This window comes from Deefgea sp. CFH1-16 (assembly GCF_016881365.1).
GTDB lineage: Bacteria > Pseudomonadota > Gammaproteobacteria > Burkholderiales > Chitinibacteraceae > Deefgea.
Map to the genome: position 1 here is coordinate 811,869 of NZ_WLYT01000001.1, position 17,646 is coordinate 829,514.

Below are 17,646 nucleotides of genomic sequence, written 5' to 3' on the forward strand. Positions count from 1 at the left end.
AGGCAAGAAAAAAGGACTTAGCCGAAGCTAAGTCCTTGATTTTTGGTGGGCCTTCACGGACTTGAACCGTGGACCAAAGGATTATGAGTCCTCTGCTCTAACCAACTGAGCTAAAGGCCCGAAAGGATTGCTATTCTACTGTTCGCTGGCGTTATTTTCAATAAAACTCTTTAATCTTTCTGAACGAGTTGGATGACGCAGCTTACGTAGAGCCTTGGCTTCAATTTGACGAATCCGCTCACGCGTTACATCAAACTGTTTACCAACTTCTTCGAGCGTATGATCAGTACTCATATCAATACCAAAACGCATGCGTAACACTTTGGCTTCACGTGGCGTTAAGGTATCAAGCACTTCTTTGGTCGCTTCACGCAAACCGGCATAAACAGCAGCATCAGCAGGCGCCATATTATTAGCGTCTTCAATAAAATCACCGAGGTGTGAATCATCATCATCACCAATCGGCGTTTCCATTGAAATCGGCTCTTTGGCGATTTTAAGGATTTTGCGAATTTTGTCTTCCGGCATTTCCATGCGTTCAGCCAATTCTTCAGGCGTTGCTTCGTTACCTGTTTCTTGCAAAATCTGGCGCTGAATACGGTTCATCTTATTGATCGTTTCGATCATATGTACCGGAATACGAATCGTACGTGCTTGGTCAGCAATCGAGCGAGTAATCGCCTGACGAATCCACCATGTGGCATATGTTGAGAACTTATAACCACGGCGATATTCGAATTTATCTACTGCTTTCATCAAGCCGATATTGCCTTCCTGAATCAAATCAAGGAATTGCAAACCACGGTTGGTGTATTTTTTTGGCGATAGAAATCACCAAACGCAAGTTGGCTTCGATCATTTCACGCTTAGCGCGTTTGGCCTTAGCTTCACCCGTCGACATATGGCGGCTAATTTCTTTCAACTCACGAATACTCAAACGCGCTGACTCTTGCAGTTCGTTGAGTTTTTGCTGTTGCTCCATGATCGCGTGTTTATAACGGAACATGATGCCGGAGTAACTTTTTTCTGCCGCGATTTCTTCCGAAACCCACGTCAAATCAGTTTCACGTCCAGGGAAGTTTTTGATGAAATAATCACGCGGCATACCGACACGGCGCGTGCATAAATCCATGATTTGGCGTTCATGCGTGCGAATATCATCGACCATTCCGCGCAATACATCGCATAGCGATTCAACTTGACGAGCAGAAAAACGAATTTTCTGGAACTCAATCGCAATCGATTGCTGTAGCAAGATATAGGTTGGTGATGCTGTGCCGTGATCAATCAATGCCTCAAGCATCCGACCGTAAAGGTCGTTAATCACTTCAAAATGTTCGCGCGCTTGAGTTTTAAGTAGCTCTAGGTTGGCACTAGCAGCTGCGGCGCCACCATCATCTTCCGCTTCTTCCTCCTCATCATCACCATCACTCTCTTCGAGCACGGCATCAGGATCAGGCAAATCTAACGCAGTCTCTTCTTCTTCAACCGCGTTTGGATCGATAAAGCCGTCGATGACATCATCAATACGAATTTCATCATTCAAACCACGTTCGACCAAATCAATAATTTGAGCAATCGTCGTTGGACATGCTGAAATGGCCGTGATCATGTGCTTTAAGCCGTCTTCGATACGCTTGGCGATTTCAATTTCGCCTTCACGCGTCAAGAGCTCAACGGTTCCCATTTCGCGCATATACATGCGGACAGGATCCGTTGTACGGCCAAAGTCAGCATCGACGGAAGACAGAGCAGCTTCAGCTTCTTCCGCTGCATCTTCATCAGCCACCGCGGCAGGCGCGTCGGACATCAACAGATCTTCAGCATCAGGAGCTTCGTCGTAGACTTGGATCCCCATATTGGAGATCATACTGATAATGCCTTCGATTTGCTCGGCATCCAACATGTCTTCTGGGAGGTGATCGTTAATCTCGGCGTACGTGAGGTAACCACGTTCTTTACCGAGGACGATTAGCGTCTTAAATTTGGCTTTGCGTTCTTCAGGGTCGAGTTTTTCCTCGGCCTGTTTGCCGCCGTTTAATTCAAGATTATCTTTATTTAGTTTTTGATCTGCTGCCATGACTCTGCTTGGGTGTCTAGCAAAACCGAGAATTATACCAGACATCGAAGGGTTTTGTCCCCGACATCGGAAGTGAAGGGCCCATTTGACCCCTTCACTTAGCTAGCGACGCAACAAAAGCGTCAAATATTCTTGCGATTCTTCATCAGTCAAACCGCGACTGGCCGAGAGCGCATCAAGCTCTTCTTTCCGACTTAGTGTAGACCCTAGCGAAAAATTTTGCGTAGCAGCCATCAATGAGTTAGAAATTTCAATGAGCAATTCGTCTTGGTCAAACTTATCAAATAAATGATGTGATTCATTCAATATCGGAGCTAATCGTGCAAACCCCGGTAGATCCTGACAACGTTCGACCAATTCAGCACCTAGAAGTTCGACATCTAATCGAGCGCGCATCAATACACAACGCACCAAACCACTGAATCCCTCATTAGGCCAAGCCAATTCACATTCATCCTGCCCTTGTAAAATCGACGGACGAAATAAAACCAACTGCAAAACACGCAACAACGGATCGTGCTGAGCGGCGGGCTTTAAGCGTGGCCGATCTTCTTCTGCTCGCCAAGATTTACCTCTTGCTCCGCGCTTAAAACCGCCATTAGAACGTGGCTGCCAAGACCGCTTTACTTGGCCTTGACCCTGCCACGCATCATAAACTGGCGCAGAATCAAACGCGGTGTCTGCGGACATCTCCGGAAAAACCGGCACATCCACCGACGGAGCAACAGTCAACGACGCAAACTCGGCAGTGGATAATTGGCACATTTCTGCCAACCGTTTACTGAGCATTAACTTTAATATGGGGGCTTGTATCAATTGATCAAGATGCGGACGTGCAATATGTACTAAACGCGCCCGACCTTCTTCCATCGTTAGGTCAACCTGTGCCGACAATTCTTTTAATAAGTACTGCGACAAAGGCAATGCCGCCTCATCAATCAACGACTCAAATGCGGCACGACCAAATTCCTGTACGTAAGAATCCGGATCATGCTCGGCTGGCAAAAACAAAAATTTTAGCTCTTTGCCGTCTTTCACTTCGGGCAGGCTATTTTCTAGCGCTCGCCATGCAGCCTTGATACCGGCTTTATCACCATCAAAGCCAAACACCACTTCATCGGCCAATTTAAGCAATTTACGAATATGCTCAGGCGTACATGCCGTACCTAGCGATGCAACAGCGTACTCAATACCATGCTGATGCAGCATCACCACATCCATATAGCCTTCGGCAACCAAGGCTCGGTTGTGATCGCGAATTGCGGTACGCGCCTGTGGCAAACCATACAACTCTCGGCCCTTACTAAATACTGGCGTTTCAGGTGAGTTCAAATACTTAGGCTCACCCTGCCCCATCACCCGACCACCAAAACCGATGATCTGACTACGTTGATTCATAATTGGAAACATTACGCGCTCACGAAAACGATCGTAGCGACGCTTTGATTCTTCTTTATCAATCACTAAGCCTGCCTCAGCTAAAGTGACATTCCAGTCATAATCGGGGTATACCGCCTTAAGCGGCTGCCAATCATCGCCGCCAGGTGCATACCCTAAGCCAAACTTAGCCGCTGTTTTACCCTCAACACCACGTCGTTTGAAATACTCAATCGCCGCTGGTGCAGTTTTGAGTTGCGCCCGATAAAAATCAAACGCAACTTTCAGTACATCGTAAATGCCGGGGACTTTTTTTTGTTCTGCCGATTGTGGCCGATCTTCAACCGGCACTTGCATGCCGACCGACTCTGCCAATTGCCTAACGGCCTCAGGAAAACTTAAAGCCTGCAACTCCATGATGAAAGTTAACGCCGATCCATGCACCCCACAACCAAAGCAGTGATAAAACTGCTTGGTTTGGCTAACCGTAAAAGAAGGTGATTTTTCTTTGTGAAACGGGCAGCAGGCCATGTAATTTTGGCCGGCCTTTTTTAGCGGCACATAGCGCTCGACCACGTCAACAATATCAACGCGGTTCAATAAATCCTGAATAAAATCATCGGGAATTCGCGCCATATACCTTAGCTCGGGACCGCAACAAAACCAGTTTTAACGCCATCAACAAAGCCACAGCGTCGATAAAACTCCAGCACACCTTCGCTACGCGCACTGGTCGACAACATGACTTTATAACAATTTGCCTGCCATGCTTGCGCCAGTGCAAACTGCAGCACCGCACGTGCATAGCCTTGCCCACGATGAGCCGACAAGGTGACTACATTTTCAATTAACGCATAAGGACGTGCATTGCGCGTTAAGTTTGGCACAACGAGTAAAGTACAGGTTGCCACCAAGTCTCCATTAAGCTCAACGACATACACCGCCAAACCCGACTGAGCCAACATCACTCGCCAATTCGCAACCGCCACTTCAATACTTAAGGCTGGATCGTCAGGATTTAGCTCGCGCAATAGCCGCAAAATGGCGGCAAGATCACCTTCATCTGCACGCCGTAACTGCATAAATTAAGCCATCCGCGCTTTAACGAGTTTACTCACTTCAGCCATATCGGCACGGCCGGCGAGTTGGGGCTTGATTTCGGCCATGATTTTACCCATCGCAGCAGCTGTTGCCCCATGCGTTGCAATCGCGGCGTCGACAATAGCGCCAATTTCTTCAGCGCTGAGTTGTTGCGGCATATATTCAATCAAGATCGCCACTTCAAATTTTTCTTTATCTGCCAAATCTTTGACGTGCGGCGGCGGCTTCAAATTGCGTGATACTGTCTTTACGCTGCTTGAGCATTTTGTCGATGATGGCGGTAATCGCGGCATCATCCAGCTCAATCCGTTCATCCACTTCACGCTGCTTGATCGCAGCAAGCAATAAACGAATAGCACCAAGACGATCAGCTTGCTTTTCTTTCATTGCTGTTTTCATATCAGCAGTAATTCGGGCTTTTAAAGTCATCACACGTCCTTAATTTGATGCAGTCATAACAAAACGTTGTACGTCTTCACGCCGCGCGACCAACACGCTTTGCGATTCCTTAGCTTCAATTTGGACCGAAATCGTCAAAATCAATTCACACCGCTTAGTAATGACAACGCTAAGTGCAGAAAAAAACAAAAGGTCGCCTAGGCGACCTTAAGTACAAACAACAGCTAGCTTAACTCTTAGTAGAGTTTTGCTGGCAATTGTTGGCTACGCAGACGCTTGTGTTGACGCTTTACAGCGGCAGCAAGCTTGCGTTTACGTTCAGCAGTTGGCTTCTCGTAGAATTCGCGTGCACGAAGTTCGGTGAGGAGGCCAGTCTTTTCAACAGAACGCTTGAAGCGGCGCATCGCTACTTCGAACGGTTCGTTTTCTTTAACGCGTACGGAAGGCATTAGTCGAATCCTAGTAAACTTTTAAACTCTAGCCTCGTTAAAGACCAAAGATCGGGAAAGGGTGCGATTATCCGGTATAAATTCTGAATTGTCAAAAGGAATAGAGATCAGCCCCTTTCGTGTTGCATCTTTGCCCGTTAATATAAGCAGATTGATCATCTAATAATGAGTGCGCCATGCTGGTATTAGGCATTGAATCTTCTTGCGACGAAACTGGCGTTGCGCTGTACGACACCGAAGCAGGCCTGTTGGCCCACCAACTGCATACCCAAATCGCCATGCATAGCGAGTATGGCGGCGTGGTGCCTGAATTGGCGTCACGCGACCATATTCGCCGCGTACTACCTTTAACTGAAAGCTGTTTGGCACAAGCGGGCAAGCAGCTCGATGACATTGATGCCATTGCCTACACCGCAGGGCCCGGTCTTGCCGGCGCTTTACTGGTTGGCGCATCGGTGGCCAATGCGCTGGCGTTTGCGCTGGGCAAGCCAACGATTGCAGTCCATCACTTAGAAGGACACTTATTATCGCCTTGCTTGGCCGACCCTGCGCCTGAATTTCCATTTATTGCTTTATTAGTATCCGGTGGCCACACGCAATTGATGGCAGTCCACGGTGTTGGGCGCTATGAATTACTCGGCGAAACCGTTGATGATGCAGCGGGTGAAGCGTTTGATAAATCGGCAAAACTAATTGGTCTAGGTTATCCCGGTGGCCCGGCGCTGTCCAAACTTGCCGATACTGGCGACGCAACGCGCTTTACTTTGCCACGACCCATGCTGCATACGCCAAACTTAGATATGAGTTTTTCCGGCTTAAAAACCGCAGTACTTAATTTAGTCACCCAACAATCGCCGCTGGACGACGTAAAACTCGGGCAGATATTTGCGCGGCATTCCAAGAAGCGATTGTTGAAGTGCTGGTTAAAAAGTCACTCAAAGCACTCAAACAAACCGGCATGAAGCGTTTAGTCATCGCTGGCGGCGTGGGTGCCAATCGACAATTGCGTGCTGCATTCGATGATGCGGCCAAAAAACGCGGCTTTACGGTGTTTTATCCGCCACTTGAATTGTGCACCGACAATGGCGCAATGATTGCTTATGCTGGCGCACAGCGACTCAGCGAGCGACAAGTTGCCGGCTCTTTTGCTGTCAAACCACGCTGGGACTTAGCCAGCCTTGCCAGCGCCGACTAGATCTATTCACACTTGGTTTGTTCACTGCACCGACCAAGCCACTGTCGCTAATCGAGGGTATTGTCATCTAAGCAATACGTCAAAATGCTGAGATTGATATACCCATAAAAAAACCCGCTATTGCGGGTTTTTCATTGTTGGCGGCGTGATGACTGCAATTACGCCACGACAAAAGACTGCTCAAGCTGATTGGGCCACGCCAGATTGAGCGTTTGCCCCGAACGAATCGGCCCAACCCCTTCTGGGGTGCCGGTATAAATCAAATCGCCGGGCTGCAAAGTAAACTTACTGGAAATCCACGCAATCAAGGTGGCAACGTCAAATGCCATTAAGCGCGTATCGGCGGCCTGGCGCAGCTCACCGTCAATCGTCAGCGTAAATTGCTGCTGCGTCGGATCAATCCCGTCCGCAGCGACAAAATCAGTCAATACCGCAGCACCATCAAAGCCTTTGGCCAAAGTCCAAGGCTGGCCATTTTTTTTCGCCAGCGCCTGCACATCGCGCGCGGTCAAATCTAAGCCCAAACCGTAGCCCGCAATATGCGTGAGCGCATCGGCCTTCGCAATCTGCGCGCCGCCTTGGCCAATTAACACCACCAACTCTAATTCGTGATGCACCTCATTGGACCATGACGGCAACACCAACGCGGCCCCGGGCTGCACCACCGCTGAATTGGGTTTAATAAACACCATCGGCTCTTCAGTGATCGCCGAACCCATTTCTTTGGCATGGGCAACAAAATTGCGCGCCACACAATAAATATTATTCACTCGCCATGCCGTGGCACCCAGTTGAATCTCAGCCATTGCTTAGCCCACCCATTGAGAAATACTAAATAACAAAATCACCGCCAACCACAAAATCGCCGCGCGCCACACCAGCGCCACCGCGCTGCTTAAATAATCAGGATTAGCCGACTCGCCAACCCCTAATTCAGGGCGATATTTCACCGTATGATCTTGATGCAACGCTTCGCCCAAGCGAACCCCCAAAGCGCCAGCGGCGGACGCCAACAAAATCCCGTAATCTTGATCCATCCATTGCTGCGCCTGTGAGCGCCAGCAATAAACTGCATCTTCAAAATTACCCACCACGGCAAATGAAATCGCCGCCAAACGAATCGGAATAAAATCCAAAATATCCATCACGCCATCGGCAAAGCGGCCCAAACACATCACCATGCCCGCCCCATTTTTGCTGCAATAAACACGCCGCACGATAAGCCACAGCACCAGCAGGACCGGCAATCCACGCCAAAGCGACAAACCAAAAAATAGTGCCAAACACATAGCGATAAGAATCAATCACCCCTTGCTCAATCGTCAAACGCGCCACTTCATCTTCATTGAGCTCTGAAGTCGATTGTCCCGTCCAATCCCCCAGCATGCTGCGCGCCGTATTTAAATCATCGGCCTGCAATGCTTTTGAGATTTTGGTGAAAGCATGGCTAAACTGGCGAAAGCCCATCGTAAAATATAAAATCAACACATTCCAAGCAATCGCTAGAAACACGTTATACCGCAGCAAAACCCAATACCCACCCGCAGTAATCGCCACCAGCGGCACCACAGCCAGTAGCCAGGCATATACCCCATTGCGATATTCACCCGCATTGAGATTACGCCCCATGCCATTGGCGGTGCGAATAAAACCCAAATACAGTGGATTACGGCTGCTAATCGGCCGCAGTTGCTCTAATAGCAAAGCTAAAATCAAAGACAAAATACTCATAAACTTAATCCTAAATTGCGCCCAAGCTAAAAAAATCAGCTCATAGCCGTACATACTTTATGTTTCAAAGATAACATAGAGCCCTTGCGAGCAGAAACAATATAGACAGCTCTTGAAAAAGCACGCCACAGTGCCATATCGTCAATACCACCCTCAACCGGAGAAACAAATGGAACATCAACTTCCTACACTGCCTTACGCACAAGATGCTTTAGCGCCATTTATGTCAGCTGAAACTTTGTCTTATCACTATGGCAAACATCACCAAACTTATATTACCAACCTGAACAACCTCATCAAAGGCACCGACAACGAAAACAAGTCGCTTGAAGAGATTGTAAAAACTGCACCTGCAGGTGGCTTATATAATAACGCCGCACAAACTTGGAACCACACTTTCTTTTGGTTTGGCTTTGCACCTAACCCAACTGGCGAAGATCGCGCACCTGCTGGCGCATTGGCAGATGCCATTGCCGCTAAATGGGGCTCATTGGATGAATTCAAAAAAGCCTTCAATGCATCAGCAGCCGGCAACTTTGGTTCAGGCTGGACTTGGTTAGTTAAAAAAGCCGACGGTTCACTCGACATCTTGAATACTGGCGCAGCAGGCACCCCACTCACTACTGGCGAAACAGCACTGTTGACCTGTGACGTTTGGGAACACGCTTACTACATCGATTACCGTAACAGCCGTCCTAACTACCTCGAAGGTTTCTGGAAACTGGTTGACTGGAATGTCGTTGCCGCACGTTTAGCAGCATAAAAATAAGCAACAGCTGAGCTATATGTCAGCTTTTGTATACAGATTTTAAAAAAGACGATCACCTGATCGTCTTTTTTTTTTTTCGCTCGCGGTTTACCCTCTAAAACAAGCGCAAAAACAGTGCACGAAAAGTCAAACTGGTATTTCTCCTTATATTTCAATGGCATTAGCCACGCGCCTCGCGCACCAAGTTGCAGCGCAATAATTAGCATTTCATGATATGTACTGGTAATTATTTCAAACGCCTTTGTTTTTCTTACTCAACATTTAAGACTATGAATTTAAACTGTTTTTAAATTAATTCATCGAGTTGACAAGACAAATGTAGTTTGAGAAATTAGCGCTACGAAACGTAACAGCCGCGAAAGCAAATGCAATTCGCAGCAAAGATTACGTGCGACGACTGGTATTAAACAAAACAAAATCCAGCGTCAGCAATGAGCCGAGTGTACGAGCCAAAAAACCAAGAACAAACAGGGGCTACTCGCAGTGCACTCGGGTCAAACCCTGTTTTGAAGACCATGCACCTCACGGTGTAATTGAAATTCTTACTAAACAAATGATGGATGAGAGGAAATATCAAATGAACTTCCGTTTAGCCGCAATCCCGGCAGCCATTGCCTTTGTCTCAATCAGCGCTTTTGCTGCTGATGCATGGAATAGCGCAACCGCCTACCCAGGTGGCGCCGTCGTCACTTATGCAGGTAAAGATTACAAAGCAAAATGGTGGACTCAGGGCAATGTACCTGGTGCAGAACAATGGGGTCCTTGGGAAGCAACAGGTACTGCCCCAACAACAGCACCAAGCACAGCCCCAACAACCGCGCCAAGCACTGCACCAGGCGCTTGCACTAGCGCTCAATGGAATTCAAGCGCCGTTTACACTGGTGGCAACTTAGTGAGCTACAACAACCGTAGCTACAAAGCAAAATGGTGGACACAAGGCAACGCGCCAGGCACCAATGATGTTTGGCAAGACATGGGCGCATGTGGCACGACCACAGCAACACCAACTGCAACACCAACTGCAACACCAACTGCAACACCAACTGCAACACCAACTGCAACACCAACTGCGACACCAACTGCAACACCAACTGCAACACCAACTGCAACGCCAACTGCAACACCAACCGCAACACCAACTGCAACACCAACCGCAACACCAACTGCAACACCAACTGCAACGCCAACTGCGACACCAACGACTTCTGCAACGCCTGTTCCACCAACTGGCGCGAAACAAGTCGGTACCTATTTTGCTGAATGGTCAATTTACGGCCGTCAGTTCTACCTGAAAAACATGCAAGACAGCGGTCAAGCGGCCAAGTTGACGTTCTTGAACTACTCATTTGGTAACGTCTACAACCGTGGCGGCAAATACGTTTGCGATGCCACCATCAATAAACTCGAAGCCGGTGGCCAAGACGGTGGCGATGCATGGGCGGTTTACCAAAAAGGCTTTGGTGCTGGTGAATCAGTGGATGGTGTTGCCGATAAATACGGTTGGGATAAATGGGATGATCCTCGCCAAGGCAAAGCCGGCCCACTCAAAGGCAATTTAAATCAGCTGAAAAAACTTAAAGCAAAAAACCCGAACCTGAAAACCTTGATTTCATTGGGTGGCTGGACTTGGTCGAAATGGTTCTCTGCAGCTGCGGCAACACCAGAACTACGCCAAGCTTTAGTGAGCTCGTGTATCGACGTGTGGATCAAAGGTAATATTCCATTCGATTCAGGCTCAAATGCGGGCGGCTCTTACGTTGATCCAACCACAGGCAAAACTGTTTACGCCGCTGCCGATGTATTTGACGGGATTGATATCGACTGGGAATACCCAGCGGTACAAGGTATCGGCACGAACACAGTTTCTCCAGCCGACAAGCAAAACAACACCTTGTTGATGCAAGAATTCCGCAAACAATTGGATGAGTTAAGCAAAACCACTGGCAAGAAATACTTGTTAACCGTTGCCATTGGTGCCGGCGATGAGAAAATCGCCGCGACAGAACCAGCCGAATACAGCAAATACCTCGACTGGATCAACATCATGTCGTACGACTTTAACGGCGGCTGGGATGCACAAGGTCCAACCGACTTCCAATCGAACCTGTACCAAGATCCTGCCAGCCCACGCACGATTGATCCTAAAACTGGCAAAGTCAGCAAGTACTACACTGACGCAGCAGTAAAAGATCTGATTGCCCGTGGTACACCAGCGGCGAAACTGCACATTGGCGTGCCATTCTACGGTCGTGGTTGGACTGGCGTGAAAAACGTGAACAATGGTCTGTATCAAACTGCGACCGGTGCAGCCAAAGGCACGTATGAAGCCGGTATTGAAGACTACAAAGTACTGAAAAACGCACCAGGTACTGAGTACATTCACCCAGTAACACAACAAACCTATCGCTTTGATGGCTCGACATTCTGGTCTTACGACACACCTCGTGATATCAAACTTAAAGCTGACTATGCGAAAAAAATGGGTCTAGGCGGTATCTTTAGCTGGGAAGCTGATGGCGACACTGCCACTGGCGAACTAGTGGAAGCGATGACGCATATCAACAAATAAAATATGGTTGTAAAGATTGAACCCCACTTTTTAAGTGGGGTTTTTTTATCGCTAAATCCGCAATAATTACACCAAACAAACAAATTTTAAACGTTTAGTGAAATGATACAAAAAACCCTGCAAACCAAGTAAATACAAGCCTTCACCGCTCGCACACCCCCCCAAAAAATCCTTGCTCCAGAGGCCTTTAAGCTTTAGCATGTGGCTCTATAGGGAATCAATCCAGCGCATCTCGCACGATAAAACTTAGACCGAGATTGAAGATGAAAACGCAATATTTCTTACATAAAAAAAATGGTTTCACACTACTAGAATTACTCGTAGTTCTTCTTATTATTTGCGTTACTTGCTGGTTATGTTGGCCCCAAACTGTTTGGTGAAGTCGGCAAAGCCAAAACCAAAACGGCGGCCAGTCAAATGAAATCCATCGCCGGGGCATTGGATCAATATCGCCTCGACACCGGCCGCTACCCGAGCACTGAATTGGGCCTCAATAGCTTAACCAAAAAACCGGCTGACGAAAGCAAATGGAGCGGCCCTTACCTGATGAAGGATGTCCCGAACGATCCTTGGGACAAACCTTACATTTACACCATTCCGGGTGAAAATGGTCATGACTACGAATTAATGAGTTATGGCTTAGATGGCAAACCGGGCGGTAGCGGCGAAGACGCCGATATCAGCTACTGGTAAACCATGCGTTATCAAGTTAAAGCCCTCAGCGCAGGCCAACTGCGCGAGATGACGCTGGATGCCGCCAACGTGGACGACCTGCGCGCACGGCTGTTAGAGCAAAATTTGCAATTGGTGAGTTGTAAGGCTGAACGCACCTTCAGCCTGTCTTTGGGCAAGAGTGAATTTCAAGTTTCACTCTTTACCCAAGAGCTGATTGCACTGCTCGAAGCGGGTTTGACGCTGGTTGAAGCGATGGAAACGCTGAAAGAAAAAAGCAGCCACGATCAAAATCGCAGCGTACTGACCACCATGATTGAAGGTCTATACCAAGGTCTACCTTTATCTAAAGTGCTGGCGCAAATGCCGAATTTATTCCCGCCGCTGTATATTGCCAGCGTGGGTTCGGCAGAAAAAACCGGCCATTTAGCCGATGCCTTAAAACGCTATCATCATTACGAAACCCGCTTAAGCGCCGTCAAGAAAAAGGTCGTCGCTTCCTTGGTCTACCCGATGGTGGTGATTGGCATTGGCGGCAGCATTATGCTGTTTTTGCTGTTTTATGTGATTCCCAAATTTAGCCAAATTTACGCCTCAATGAAAAACCTGCCTTTCGCCGCGCAAATGATGCTGTGGTGGGGCGACTTGGTGCATCAGCACGGCCAAGCGATGTTTTTACTCATCATCACGAGCTTAATCGCCATTGTGATGGCGTTTCGCACGCAGGCCATTCAAACGATTTTACTGACCTTATTTTGGAAGCTACCGCGACTGGAAGAATATCGGCGTTTATTTGCGTTAACTCGCTTTTATCGCACCGTGGGGCTGTTGCTTTCTGGCGGTTTAAATTTGGTCGCGGCACTAGAATTGGCGGCACAATTACTGCCAAACAGTATGCGCTTTGCGCTGTCGCAAGCCATTATCGACATCAAATCAGGCCAGCAACTTTCCAATACCCTACCCAAATACCAACTCACCACACCGGTATCTGAACGTCTATTACGCGTTGGCGAACAAAGTGGTGAGCTGGCCACGATGATCGAGCGTGCCGCGCAATTTTGTGATGAAGAACTCGATCGGGCGATTGAAATGTTTACGCGTTTGTTCGAGCCCATTTTGATGTTACTGATTGGAGTATTGATTGGTGGCATCGTCTTTTTGCTTTATATGCCGATTTTTGAGTTGGCTGGGAATATGCAATGATTACGCTCGATTTAATTCAGCATTTGCGAGCCACCAGCGGCAATCAGCCCTTGCCGGTGCTACTACAACAATCGCTCGGACTAAATAATGAGGCGTATCTACTTGCAGTCAGCGGCTACCTTGGCCTGCCGGCCATTACCTCATTAGAACTTAAAGCACTCAAGCCACGCTATGATTTGCTCGCCTTTGGCGATGCCGTCGCTCACCAGTGTCTGTTGGCGGAAATACCGCAGCATGGCTACGTGCTCATTTTATCAGACCCATTTAGCCCAGTCGTTCGCAACTGGGCACAGCAAAAAATCAGCGTCGCTTTTCGCGTGGCGTTTGCGCTATTTGATGATTTGCAGCAGTACTTTACTGAATATGAAACATCGCACCGCGCGATGGATCAAATGGCGGTCGGTGAAAACCAAGAAAGCAGCAAAGAAGGCATTACCGAGATCAATTTAACGACGCTGTCACAAGATGATAAACCCGTCGTCAAACTGGTTAACTCCACACTCTATGACGCCCTCAAAGCCAAAGCGTCCGATATCCATATGGAAACCACGCCACAAGGCATGACGATTAAATACCGCATTGACGGTGTTTTGCTGCATGCCGGCGGGGTGAGTGGCGTTGAAATGGCCGAACAAGTCGTGTCGCGGATTAAAGTCTTGGCCGAATTAGATATTTCTGAACATCGCGTACCCCAAGACGGACGCTTTAAAGCCAAAGTGAATCATCGCGATGTCGATTTTCGCGTGTCGATCATGCCATCGATTCATGGCGAAGATGCCGTGTTGCGGATTTTGGATAAACAAGGCGGCGGCGATACATTCAAGGCATTGCGTCTTGAAACCCTCGGCCATGAAGCGCAAACCATGGCCGCCATTCGCTCGCTATCGCATGAACCTTATGGCTTGCTACTGGTGACTGGGCCAACCGGATCGGGTAAATCGACCACGCTGTATGCCACGCTCTCTGAAATTAATAATGGTGAAGAAAAAATCATCACCATTGAAGATCCGGTTGAGTATCAACTGCCCGGCGTGTTGCAGATTCCAGTGAACGACAAAAAAGGGCTGACTTTTGCCCGTGGCTTGCGCTCGATCTTGCGCCATGACCCCGACAAGATTTTAGTCGGCGAGATTCGTGATGGCGAAACCGCCAATATCGCCGTCCAAGCGGCACTCACCGGCCATTTGGTACTGACCTCGGTGCATGCCAACAATGCGTTCTCGGTGATTGATCGTTTTATTCATATGGGCGTTGAACCCAATAGCTTTGTCGACGCGCTGATTGGTGTGGTCGCGCAGCGTTTAATTCGCAAAGTCTGCTCGCACTGTGTGGGTGATGATCAGCCGGATTTGGCGTTACTCGCCGCATCGGGTTTAACCCGCCAACAAGTCAGCACTTGGACTTTTCGCAAAGGTCGCGGCTGCCCCGCTTGCCGCAACACCGGTTATTTAGGCCGCAAAGCCATTGCCGAAGTATTGCGACTGGATGATGAACTCAAACAAGCGATTGCCAAACACGCGCCAGCGGTCGAACTCAAAAAAATTGCCCTCAGCAAAGGTTTTATTTCGATGCGCCAAATTGCCCTTAACGCCGTTGCCCGCGGCGAAACCACCTTACAGGAAATCAACCGTGTCACCTTTGTTGATTAAGCATTGTGCATGGTTTAGCAAACAGCGCATTCGAATGGCCAGTCGGCATTGGAGCGGTACCGTGCTTACGCGGCAGCGTGCCAGTGTTGATCCGGCATCGGATCTACTGGTCAATCGCTTTCAAGAGCTACTCAATCAAGTACCGCGTGGCCAATTGGGATACGATCAAGTCGACCTGATTTTAGGCTCGCCTTGGGTGCGCTATGTGTGTTTACCGTGGCAAGACGGTTTAAATTACGAACGCGATTGGGAAAGCTATGCCCGATTATTACTGGCCCAACATTATGGCGTGAGTAGTGAATCGTGGCGGATTCGCATTGCGCCAGGCGGATATGGCGAGCCACGCATTGCCGCCGCTTTTGATGAGGGGCTGTACCAAACGCTGCTGGAACTGTGCCGCGCCAGCAAAATGAAACTCGGCAAAATCGAGCCTTTATTTACGACGGCAGTCAATCAGCATCAGCGGCAATTAAAAGCCGCAGAACATGCCTTGGTCATCTTAGAAACCGGACATGCCTTAATCGGTTTTTATCGTGAGCATGCTTGGCAAGGGATTATCACTTTGCCGATACAGCTCGATCATGACAGCCCAGAAAATCAAACCTTATCGCTCGCCGCCTTGGTGCGCGAAGCGGCGGTGTTAAGCGGGCAGTTTTTACCCGAGCATATTTATCTCACCTCATCCGAATTCACGCTGCGCAGTGTTAAATCGGCGGATTTTGACTTTGAATGGCTCGGCGCCGTGCAGCCGCTGTTTATTGCCGGGGATGCCAGTCAATGAAAAAACTGCAACTGGATTTTAACTTACAACCGACCCGTACACCTTGGCTGGGTCTATTGCTGTGCGTACTGGGTGTGATTGCTGTGTTGTGGGTGATGACGCAAATTGACGTCGCCAAAGAACAAAAAAATCAACTCGAATTGCAAGAAGACAGCATCGCACTACGAATCAAGCAACGCGATAGCAAAATCAAAGCCGAACTTAATGCTTCGCCGGTTTCGGCCAAGGTGGAAAAAATCCGTCGGGATCAATTACTCAGCCATGCCCCGGCATTTGATTTATTAGAGCGCGTTTGGGAAAAAGAAATCGCTTTTAGCCGGCTGGAAATCGCCACAGTTGAGCGCGATATCAAAATGGATTTAGAAGCCAAATCACTTAATGACGTCTTACTGTTGGTCGATCGCTTTGAAGCGGCGCCAGAAACCAAGCATGTAACCCTCGCTCGCAATAGCTTAAAAATTGGCGACCCACAGCGACCCGCCGTCGCGGCGATTGAAGTGTTATGGCTGGCCGATCCCGCTGTACCCACCAACAATGCCAGCGCGGCCAACACGGCTAGTCGTCCGAGTGTGCATTCAGCCAGTGCGGCATCGGGAGTGCATTGATGACTAAAGCACAATTATTTTGGTATTTACGCCTCATCCCTCGTTACTCGGGCATATTGGGTATTGCCGGCTTAGCCTTATTGGGCTTTGCCTTGCTGCTCTATACCCAAGAATTAAAGCCGTACCAACGCGATTTAATCGATAGAGAAAATGCGCTCGCGCAGCGCTTTCAACAATTACGCGTTCCCGCTGTTGCCAGCAGCGTTAGCGATGCGCTGCCCAAGCTCAATCGCAGCGATACCTTTACCTTTTTTTTACGCGCCCTCAATGAGCTGGCGGCCAAAAATCAAATCGTGATCACGCAAGTCGATTACAAAAATCAAGTCGAAGCCGATGGTAAATTGCAGCGCTACAGCCTGCAATTTCCAGCCAATGCGCGCTATATGCAAATTCGCCGCTTTATGCTGGAACTACAAACCATCCCCGGCGTGCGGATTGAAACCGTCAACCTGCAACGCCAGCAAATTTCCGACGACCAAGTCGCGCTGCAAATTCAGCTGTCGTATTTGACGGAGGCCCATTAATGCTCTCTCGTCCAATGCAATACCTGCTCGGTGCCACCTTAGCCATCACGGCGTATACCTTTTGGCAAGACCGCACCGAGCCTGAATTAGATAGCACGGCAAAACCTGCAGCGCGGCGCGCGCTCGCGGCAGAAATACGCGGCGCCTCAATGCCAAATACGACCGCCAGCCAAGCCAGTGCCACAGCATCCGGCGCCAGCATTGCCGATTTATTCCCTAAGCAATCGTGGGTGCCACCACCACCGCCGCCGACTAAGCCCCCTGCGCCGACCCCGACACCAACCCCAGTGGCTCCGCCATTGCCGTTTGTAGTGACCGCGACATGGCTAGAAAAAAACAGCTTATACATTGTCGTTGAAGCGCAAGGGCAATCCATCGTGCTCTGTAGCCAATGCGATACTTTAGGCCGAATACAACCGGGCGAAAGCCTACTTGGCAATTACCGCCTCGATAAAATGAGTCCCACTATGCTGACGTTTACTTTTTTACCGCTCAATCAGCAACAAACCCTGTCAATGGGAGGCGCACTGTGAAACGAGCAC

At 48.8% G+C, this 17,646-nt stretch carries 16 protein-coding genes, 1 tRNA gene and 3 pseudogenes; 11 read left to right on the plus strand and 9 right to left on the minus strand.

Going from position 1 to position 17,646, the window contains the following annotated elements:
• Nucleotides 1–43 precede the first annotated feature (43 nt).
• The 6 genes and pseudogenes from GKO28_RS04300 to rpsU form a co-directional block, all read right to left on the minus strand.
• Nucleotides 44–120: transfer RNA gene (locus tag GKO28_RS04300), tRNA-Ile, on the minus strand.
• A gap of 15 nt (nucleotides 121–135) precedes the next feature.
• Nucleotides 136–2,080: pseudogene (gene rpoD, locus GKO28_RS04305) on the minus strand (RNA polymerase sigma factor RpoD).
• A 102-nt stretch (nucleotides 2,081–2,182) separates the two neighbouring features.
• Complete coding sequence (gene dnaG / locus GKO28_RS04310) at nucleotides 2,183–4,093, minus strand: DNA primase (protein ID WP_182075475.1); 1,911 nt, start codon at nucleotides 4,091–4,093, stop codon at nucleotides 2,183–2,185.
• Between the two features lie 5 nt (nucleotides 4,094–4,098).
• Nucleotides 4,099–4,539 (minus strand): GNAT family N-acetyltransferase, encoded by a 441-nt coding sequence (locus GKO28_RS04315; protein ID WP_182075476.1) that lies wholly within the window; start codon nucleotides 4,537–4,539, stop codon nucleotides 4,099–4,101.
• A 3-nt stretch (nucleotides 4,540–4,542) separates the two neighbouring features.
• Nucleotides 4,543–4,987 (minus strand): annotated as a pseudogene (locus tag GKO28_RS04320) (GatB/YqeY domain-containing protein).
• Nucleotides 4,988–5,193: 206 nt separating this feature from the next.
• Nucleotides 5,194–5,406: a 30S ribosomal protein S21 gene (rpsU, locus tag GKO28_RS04325; protein WP_157670867.1), complete on the minus strand. Its 213-nt coding sequence runs from the start codon at nucleotides 5,404–5,406 to the stop codon at nucleotides 5,194–5,196.
• Between the two features lie 176 nt (nucleotides 5,407–5,582).
• Between rpsU and tsaD the strand changes: the two are divergent.
• A pseudogene (tsaD, locus tag GKO28_RS04330) lies at nucleotides 5,583–6,601 on the plus strand (tRNA (adenosine(37)-N6)-threonylcarbamoyltransferase complex transferase subunit TsaD).
• Nucleotides 6,602–6,759: 158 nt separating this feature from the next.
• Here the strand turns inward: tsaD and GKO28_RS04335 are convergent.
• From GKO28_RS04335 to GKO28_RS21105, 3 genes are read right to left on the minus strand one after another with little or no spacing between them, the layout of a single operon-like run.
• Nucleotides 6,760–7,407, minus strand: a complete 648-nt coding sequence (locus GKO28_RS04335) for a fumarylacetoacetate hydrolase family protein (RefSeq protein WP_182075477.1) — start codon at nucleotides 7,405–7,407, stop codon at nucleotides 6,760–6,762.
• A gap of 3 nt (nucleotides 7,408–7,410) precedes the next feature.
• Nucleotides 7,411–7,770, minus strand: a complete 360-nt coding sequence (ampE, locus tag GKO28_RS21100) for a regulatory signaling modulator protein AmpE (RefSeq protein WP_282099226.1) — start codon at nucleotides 7,768–7,770, stop codon at nucleotides 7,411–7,413.
• A complete protein-coding gene (locus GKO28_RS21105) occupies nucleotides 7,685–8,332 on the minus strand; it encodes a cobalamin biosynthesis protein (protein ID WP_282099227.1) in 648 nt (215 codons plus the stop codon). Before GKO28_RS21105 ends, ampE begins: the two co-directional genes overlap by 86 nt.
• Nucleotides 8,333–8,501: 169 nt before the next feature.
• Here GKO28_RS21105 and GKO28_RS04345 point away from each other — a divergent pair, with 169 nt between their 5' ends.
• From GKO28_RS04345 to GKO28_RS04385, 10 genes are all read left to right on the plus strand, one after another.
• Complete coding sequence (locus tag GKO28_RS04345; protein ID WP_182075478.1) at nucleotides 8,502–9,095, plus strand: superoxide dismutase; 594 nt, start codon at nucleotides 8,502–8,504, stop codon at nucleotides 9,093–9,095.
• A 583-nt stretch (nucleotides 9,096–9,678) separates the two neighbouring features.
• A complete protein-coding gene (locus GKO28_RS04350) occupies nucleotides 9,679–11,670 on the plus strand; it encodes a glycosyl hydrolase family 18 protein (protein WP_182075479.1) in 1,992 nt (663 codons plus the stop codon).
• A gap of 263 nt (nucleotides 11,671–11,933) precedes the next feature.
• Nucleotides 11,934–12,050: a prepilin-type N-terminal cleavage/methylation domain-containing protein gene (locus GKO28_RS19235; protein ID WP_247646370.1), complete on the plus strand. Its 117-nt coding sequence runs from the start codon at nucleotides 11,934–11,936 to the stop codon at nucleotides 12,048–12,050.
• On the plus strand, nucleotides 12,040–12,363 hold the full coding sequence (gspG, locus tag GKO28_RS04355; protein WP_247646688.1) for a type II secretion system major pseudopilin GspG: 324 nt from the start codon (nucleotides 12,040–12,042) through the stop codon (nucleotides 12,361–12,363). The genes GKO28_RS19235 and gspG overlap by 11 nt, the downstream gene beginning before the upstream one ends.
• A 3-nt stretch (nucleotides 12,364–12,366) precedes the next feature.
• Nucleotides 12,367–13,545: a type II secretion system F family protein gene (locus tag GKO28_RS04360; RefSeq protein WP_182075480.1), complete on the plus strand. Its 1,179-nt coding sequence runs from the start codon at nucleotides 12,367–12,369 to the stop codon at nucleotides 13,543–13,545.
• On the plus strand, nucleotides 13,542–15,194 hold the full coding sequence (locus GKO28_RS04365) for a GspE/PulE family protein (protein ID WP_182075481.1): 1,653 nt from the start codon (nucleotides 13,542–13,544) through the stop codon (nucleotides 15,192–15,194). The genes GKO28_RS04360 and GKO28_RS04365 overlap by 4 nt, the downstream gene beginning before the upstream one ends.
• Entirely contained in the window at nucleotides 15,175–15,975 is an 801-nt protein-coding gene (locus tag GKO28_RS04370; RefSeq protein WP_182075482.1) for a hypothetical protein, read from the plus strand. Before GKO28_RS04365 ends, GKO28_RS04370 begins: the two co-directional genes overlap by 20 nt.
• The gene (locus GKO28_RS04375) at nucleotides 15,972–16,580 is read left to right on the plus strand and encodes a hypothetical protein (RefSeq protein ID WP_182075483.1); all 609 of its coding nucleotides are present in this window, start codon (nucleotides 15,972–15,974) and stop codon (nucleotides 16,578–16,580) included. Before GKO28_RS04370 ends, GKO28_RS04375 begins: the two co-directional genes overlap by 4 nt.
• The gene (locus tag GKO28_RS04380; RefSeq protein ID WP_173532193.1) at nucleotides 16,580–17,104 is read left to right on the plus strand and encodes a hypothetical protein; all 525 of its coding nucleotides are present in this window, start codon (nucleotides 16,580–16,582) and stop codon (nucleotides 17,102–17,104) included. Before GKO28_RS04375 ends, GKO28_RS04380 begins: the two co-directional genes overlap by 1 nt.
• Entirely contained in the window at nucleotides 17,104–17,637 is a 534-nt protein-coding gene (locus GKO28_RS04385) for a hypothetical protein (RefSeq protein ID WP_182075484.1), read from the plus strand. Before GKO28_RS04380 ends, GKO28_RS04385 begins: the two co-directional genes overlap by 1 nt.
• Nucleotides 17,638–17,646: the final 9 nt, after the last annotated feature.

Bases quoted from the DNA above. Each gene is read 5' to 3' on its own strand.
- dnaG (WP_182075475.1), bottom strand. From the start codon at position 4,093: ATGGCGCGAATTCCCGATGATTTTATTCAGGATTTATTGAACCGCGTT.
- GKO28_RS04315 (WP_182075476.1), bottom strand. From the start codon at position 4,539: ATGCAGTTACGGCGTGCAGATGAAGGTGATCTTGCCGCCATTTTGCGG.
- rpsU (WP_157670867.1), bottom strand. From the start codon at position 5,406: ATGCCTTCCGTACGCGTTAAAGAAAACGAACCGTTCGAAGTAGCGATG.
- GKO28_RS04335 (WP_182075477.1), bottom strand. From the start codon at position 7,407: ATGGCTGAGATTCAACTGGGTGCCACGGCATGGCGAGTGAATAATATT.
- GKO28_RS21105 (WP_282099227.1), bottom strand. From the start codon at position 8,332: ATGAGTATTTTGTCTTTGATTTTAGCTTTGCTATTAGAGCAACTGCGG.
- GKO28_RS04345 (WP_182075478.1), top strand. From the start codon at position 8,502: ATGGAACATCAACTTCCTACACTGCCTTACGCACAAGATGCTTTAGCG.
- GKO28_RS04350 (WP_182075479.1), top strand. From the start codon at position 9,679: ATGAACTTCCGTTTAGCCGCAATCCCGGCAGCCATTGCCTTTGTCTCA.
- GKO28_RS19235 (WP_247646370.1), top strand. From the start codon at position 11,934: ATGAAAACGCAATATTTCTTACATAAAAAAAATGGTTTCACACTACTA.
- GKO28_RS04360 (WP_182075480.1), top strand. From the start codon at position 12,367: ATGCGTTATCAAGTTAAAGCCCTCAGCGCAGGCCAACTGCGCGAGATG.
- GKO28_RS04365 (WP_182075481.1), top strand. From the start codon at position 13,542: ATGATTACGCTCGATTTAATTCAGCATTTGCGAGCCACCAGCGGCAAT.
- GKO28_RS04375 (WP_182075483.1), top strand. From the start codon at position 15,972: ATGAAAAAACTGCAACTGGATTTTAACTTACAACCGACCCGTACACCT.
- GKO28_RS04380 (WP_173532193.1), top strand. From the start codon at position 16,580: ATGACTAAAGCACAATTATTTTGGTATTTACGCCTCATCCCTCGTTAC.
- GKO28_RS04385 (WP_182075484.1), top strand. From the start codon at position 17,104: ATGCTCTCTCGTCCAATGCAATACCTGCTCGGTGCCACCTTAGCCATC.